This is a genomic window from Bacteriovorax sp. DB6_IX, assembly GCF_000447775.1.
Lineage (GTDB): Bacteria > Bdellovibrionota > Bacteriovoracia > Bacteriovoracales > Bacteriovoracaceae > Halobacteriovorax_A.
Genome location: NZ_AUNJ01000320.1, coordinates 1 through 5,607, shown reverse-complemented (window position 1 = coordinate 5,607; position 5,607 = coordinate 1). Strand labels below are relative to the sequence as shown.

General features: G+C 36.0%; 7 protein-coding genes. 2 read left to right on the top strand and 5 right to left on the bottom strand.

The window, feature by feature from the left end:
• On the top strand, positions 1-422 hold a 422-nt coding region (locus tag M901_RS09745), incomplete at its 5' end, for a hypothetical protein (protein WP_021278029.1).
• A gap of 228 nt (positions 423-650) precedes the next feature.
• Here the strand turns inward: M901_RS09745 and fghA are convergent.
• Positions 651-1,481 carry an S-formylglutathione hydrolase gene (fghA, locus tag M901_RS09740; RefSeq protein ID WP_021278027.1) on the bottom strand — a complete coding sequence of 277 codons (831 nt, stop codon included), beginning with the start codon at positions 1,479-1,481 and terminating at the stop codon, positions 651-653.
• A complete protein-coding gene (locus M901_RS09735; RefSeq protein WP_198295382.1) occupies positions 1,481-2,602 on the bottom strand; it encodes an S-(hydroxymethyl)glutathione dehydrogenase/class III alcohol dehydrogenase in 1,122 nt (373 codons plus the stop codon). Before M901_RS09735 ends, fghA begins: the two co-directional genes overlap by 1 nt.
• Positions 2,603-2,701: 99 nt before the next feature.
• Between M901_RS09735 and M901_RS09730 the strand changes: the two genes are divergently transcribed.
• Positions 2,702-3,592: a LysR family transcriptional regulator gene (locus tag M901_RS09730; RefSeq protein ID WP_021278028.1), complete on the top strand. Its 891-nt coding sequence runs from the start codon at positions 2,702-2,704 to the stop codon at positions 3,590-3,592.
• A 33-nt stretch (positions 3,593-3,625) separates the two neighbouring features.
• Here the strand turns inward: M901_RS09730 and M901_RS09725 are convergent, their stop codons facing one another.
• The 3 genes from M901_RS09725 to M901_RS09715 all read right to left on the bottom strand — a co-directional run.
• Positions 3,626-4,618: an alpha/beta fold hydrolase gene (locus tag M901_RS09725; protein WP_021278026.1), complete on the bottom strand. Its 993-nt coding sequence runs from the start codon at positions 4,616-4,618 to the stop codon at positions 3,626-3,628.
• A complete protein-coding gene (locus M901_RS09720; protein WP_021278033.1) occupies positions 4,619-5,407 on the bottom strand; it encodes a nitroreductase family protein in 789 nt (262 codons plus the stop codon). It lies immediately after the preceding gene.
• The coding region (locus tag M901_RS09715; protein WP_021278031.1) for a hypothetical protein at positions 5,400-5,607 on the bottom strand (208 nt) is incomplete at its 5' end. The genes M901_RS09720 and M901_RS09715, both read right to left, overlap by 8 nt.

Here is a 5,607-nt window from a genome sequence, read left to right as displayed (position 1 = left end):
GTTCTGTATTTATTCCAAATGATTACGCTCCAAGCGTTGAGGATAAAGAAAAGATTATATATCGAAATAACTTACCAGCATCACAAATAGAGGTTGAAGGTATTGAAAGTATCATCTCCTTTAAAGAGAGGAAGTATGACCTTTTGATCTTTGATGTTGAACTAAAGAATCAGTCAAAAAATGATATTCTCATTACACCGAGATATTTTCACTTACTCGACAAAGAAAGAATTATACCACACGTTGACTATCAGGAAGACCTAAGCTTACAAAAATCAGATATCAATAGACAGGAAAGAGATATCAAAACTAATTCACTTCAAGATATTGGAAGTATTTCAGCTGACTTTATATCATTATTCCAGAAGGTGAAGATTATAAAGAGTACGAAGAAAGAAGAAGCGAAGAAGAAAGACGTTTAGAAAAAGCTCATAAGAAACTATTTTTGAGTAAGAAGGAATATGAAAAAAAACTTCAAGTTTATCCACTAAGACAAACCCTTCTAAAAGGTGAATCGAAAAAGTTAACTCTAATCTATAGTCTAGAAGACAACCCGGAATTTCTCACATTTATGGTTGGCCAGAAAAAGAAAGAACTGATGAGATTCAAAAAGATAAAATAAAAAGGGGCTTACAGGGCCCCTTCTTTGTTTATAGATATTTCAAATGAAATCTTATGTGATCTTCAATATAGCTACTTATGAAATAGTAACTATGATCATAACCTTCTCTGTAGTTTACGATACTTTCTTGATTGGCCGCTTGAGAAGCTTCTTCAAAGTTCTTAGTGAGAAGTTGTTCTTCAAAAAACTCATCGGCCAGCCCCTGATCGATTAAAATCGGCTGAGGGTGTTTATGACCTGATTTTAAGAGCATACAACTATCGTATTGATTCCAATCCTCTTTATTATCACCTAGATATCCTTTTAAGGCCTTCTGTCCCCATGGACAGTTCACAGGATTAACAATAGGTGAAAATGCTGAAATAGATTTAAAAAGCTCTGGGTTTCTCAAACCGATAACTAACGCTCCATGACCTCCCATAGAGTGTCCAGTGATTGAAATATCCTTAACTTCAAAATCATCTCTTAAGAGTTTCACTAAATCAGAAACAATATAATCATACATCTTATAATTATCTTTATATCCATCAGTTGTAGCATTCACATAGAACCCTGCCCCCGATCCAAAATCGTAACTATCATCTTCTCCAGTAACACCTACTCCCCGAGGAGAAGTGTCCGGACATATTATCATCGTCCTAGTTTCAGAAAGAACTTTTTGTGCACCGGCCTTCGTTATAAAATTTTCTTCGTTACAAGTTAAGCCAGATAACCAAATAATTGCGTTATCAATCTCTTTAACCTCGCTAGGGAGAAAGACTGAAAACTTCATTTCTTTTTTTGTTGCTTCAGAATGATGAGAGCAAAATAATGTCTCTCCCTCAAAACTTTTGTGCCTCTTTAAAACTTCAAACGACATTATGACTCCATTGAGTAATCAATAACAGTTCTGATACTCTTACCTTCATGCATAAGATCAAATGCTTCATTGATTTTCTCTAGAGGTAACTTAAATGTAACGAGATCATCGAGATTAATTTCACCACTCATATAACGATCTACATAACCAGGAAGTTCAGTCCTTCCTTTTACTCCACCAAAAGCACTTCCCTTCCACACTCTTCCAGTAACAAGTTGGAATGGTCTCGTACTAATTTCTTGTCCAGCTCCGGCAACACCAATAATAATTGATTCCCCCCAACCTTTATGACAACACTCTAATGCTGATCTCATAAGCTGCACATTTCCAACACATTCAAATGAATAATCAACACCACCATCTGTCATCTCTACGATGACTTCTTGAATTGGTTTGTCATAATTTTTAGGATTAACAAAATCAGTCGCACCAAATTTCTTTGCCATTTCAAATTTATCTTCGTTGATATCTACAGCAATGATTTTCCCGGCCTTTGCCATTCTTGCACCTTGAATTACAGAGAGTCCAATTCCTCCAAGACCAAAAATTGCAACGGTTGCACCTTCTTCAACTTTAGCAGTATTAAAAACAGCACCAATTCCAGTTGTAACTCCACAACCGAGAAGACAAATTTTATCAAGAGGTGCTTCTTTACTTACCTTTGCCAAAGAAACTTCGGGAAGAACTGTGTACTCAGCAAATGTTGAAGTTCCCATATAGTGGTGAATCATTTTTCCGTCTTTTGAGAAACGTGACGTACCATCTGGCATAAGTCCTCTTCCCTGTGTCTCACGAACACTTGAACAAAGATTAGTTTTACCAGAAGTACACATTTTACAAGTTCCACATTCAGCAGTGTACAAAGGAATAACGTGGTCACCTTTTTGAAGAGTTGTCACTCCTTCACCCACGGCCTCAACAATTCCACCACCTTCATGTCCTAAAATAACAGGAAATAATCCCTCTGGATCTTGACCAGACAGTGTGTAAGCATCAGTGTGACAAACACCTGTTGCAACGATCTTTACTAGGACCTCACCTTTCTTTGGTAGCTCTAGATCAACTTCTTCAATTTTAAGAGGCTCTTTAGGACCCCATGCAACTGCAGCTTTAACCTTCATTGTATTCTTGCTCATAGAAAATATCCTTTGTTTATTTTTAAGACTTTACCTATTGTAGTCTATTGACAATTACGCATCAAGTTGACACATTGTTAACCTATGGAAACAATCAAGAACTTTAAAAACCTCATCGCCTTTGAAAAAGTCGCCAAACTAGCAAGCTACTCCAAGGCTGCAAAAGAGCTGAATGTCTCAAAAGCCTATGTCTCTAAAATGATTCAAGAATTAGAAAATGAATTAGGACAAAGGCTCTTTAATCGATCAACAAGAGTCGTGCAACTCACAACTGTAGGCGAGAAATTTTATCAAGCATGTTCTACAAGTTTTCACAGTATTAATAAGGCCCTTGATGAAGTTCAATCAAAGTCAGATCTTCCAAGTGGTAAATTAAGAATTACTGTTGCAGGTGTTTTTGGTGAGGAGTTTATCTCCCCTCTCGTCTTTGAGTACTTAAAGAAATATCCTAACGTGAAAATTGAATTAGTTTTTGAGGAGAGGATAGTTGATCTCATCAAGGATTCTTATGATTTTGCGATAAGGGTTGGCCACCTCAAAGACTCCTCTCTAATTTCTAGAAAGATTGCAACTCGGAAAGTTTATATTTGCGCAACTCCAAATTATCTCAATCTCCATGGGATTCCAAAAAGTCCTGAAGAACTTAAGAAGCACAATTGTCTTTCTTTAAAAGAGAATTGGAGCTTTATCATTAACAACAAGAGACATAGCTTAACGATTGGGGGAAATTATAAGAGCAACAACGGAAGAACACTTTTAAAAGCAGCTCTTAGTGATCTAGGAATCTGTTACTTACCTGGAGAATATGTCCTTCCCCATATTGAGAATGGTAATCTTATTTCCATCTTAGAGAGTTATACTCCTGAAGAAATTCCGATATGGCTACTTAGTCCTAGTAAGAGGAATATTTCAAAGACTGCTGAAACCTTTGCCAAAGAAATTTCTTATATATCGCAAAGCTTTCAGAGAAAATAAGAGTAGGCCTGTATAGACCTACTCGTATTATAATTATTTTAGATTCTTGAAGAAAGCTTGGCTAAACCTTTCATAGTCTTCGAACTGTGGCATGTGTCCTAATCCTTTAAGCTCAACAAGTTTAGAATTTTTTAGAGATTTCTTAGTCACCCGACCAAGCTTCTTATAATCTCCTAAAGTTCTATTAATACCCTCTTTCTTCCAATTTCTTCCTGGTCCAGTTTTATCTCTTGTTCCGATTACAAGTAACGTCGGATGATTAATACTCTTAAATAGTGTTGTAATATCTTCACTAAAGATTGGACCATAAGTTAGAGCATTATTCCAAGCGACTCTAGGCCAATCACTTCCTTTCATTTGTCCATTATAAGGCTCTAAAAGTGAATCATATTCACTCTTCCACTTTCCATCATAGTAATTTTTAACTTGATAAGCCTTGAACTTCTCGGGAGTTTTCTTAAGCTCGTTTCTGTAAAAGAATTCGGGATCCTTGTATTGGACATATTTGAGGTAGGGTTCAAGGCCAATTGGATTTACCATCACAAGCTGCTCCACACTTTTTGGATAGAGATAAGTAAAATGCGTAGCTAGCATTCCTCCCATTGAGTGGCCAACAAGAACTGTTTTCTCTATACCTAACTTGTCTAAGAGTTTCTTAGTATTTAAAGCAAGGTTTGCAAAACTAAATTGATAAGATTTTGGTTTAGAACTCTTTCCAAACCCTATCTGATCAGGAATAACCACTCGATAACCACGTTTTACAAGGTCATTGGCGATTCTCTCCCAATAAAACCCTGCGAAATTCTTACCATGAAGTAATGTAATAACCTTCTTGGAGTCTTTATTGAGATCCATATAGGCCATTTCCAGCTCTTGCTTCTGTGACTTAAGTTTGAATTGATAAACCTTAAAAGGGTACTTGTATTTTGTTAATCGTTGATCATAAGTTGTCTCATTCTTTGTTGTGAATTGAGAACAAGAGATCAGACCGATGGTCAAAGATAGTAAGAGGGCTTTTTGAAACATTTATACTCCATTAAGTTTTAGAAAGTTTTGCTCACACAAATACTCTAACAAGTTTTTGCTATATTCCAAGTGTGACTTTTCTGTGTATTTTAATTGAGTATAAACTTGAGCAAGATTCTCAATGTCAAATTCTTCTAATTGTTTTGTAAACTTTGGGTCATTTTTGAAGCGCTTCATTCCCTCAAAGTTCTTTTCAGCATAAATTTCATCAATTGCTTCAGGTGAATAGTCACTATACTTTTCATAATGAACGACTCCTTTGAGTGGAAGTCTTTTCTTGAGGACTGGCTCCTCATCTGGATAGCCTAAAGAGAACCCAACAATAGGTACAACATTCTCAGGTAAATCCAAAACTTTACCAATTTCAGAGGCACTAGCAAGAGTTGTTCCCATATAACATATTCCAAGCCCAAGACTCTCTGCCGCAAGGGCAGCATTCTGACTTGCTAAAATGGCATCAATTGAAGCAATCATAAAACTCATATAGTTATCAAAATTATTAGCTGCTGAATTCTGAGACAACCATTTCCTCTTCCTATTAAAATCTGCACAAAAAGTTAGAAAGACAGGAGATTCCATTAACATGGTCTGTTCAAAATGAGCATTAAACATTTGCTCCTTAATTGTTTTATCTCGGCTCACAATAATTGAATAGGCCTGCATATTTCCTGAAGTCGAAGCACATATCGCCGCCTCTAATATGACATCTAAAACGTCATCACATACTTCTTTATTCATATATTTTCTAATTGATCGATGTGAACGGAGCTGTTCAATAAAGTTATTCATGACAAACTCCATTAAACTCTCCAAAGACAAATCCTCCACTAGAAAGAGTTCCTCTTAGATTACATTTACTTATAATTGATGCTTTGAGAATGACTTTAAACTCTTTCCCATTTTCTTTGGCCAAGAATTCTCCGACTAATTCTTGATCCTTTAGCACTCCTGAGAAGTCTGACTTAAAAACATTTGGAACAGAGAAATAT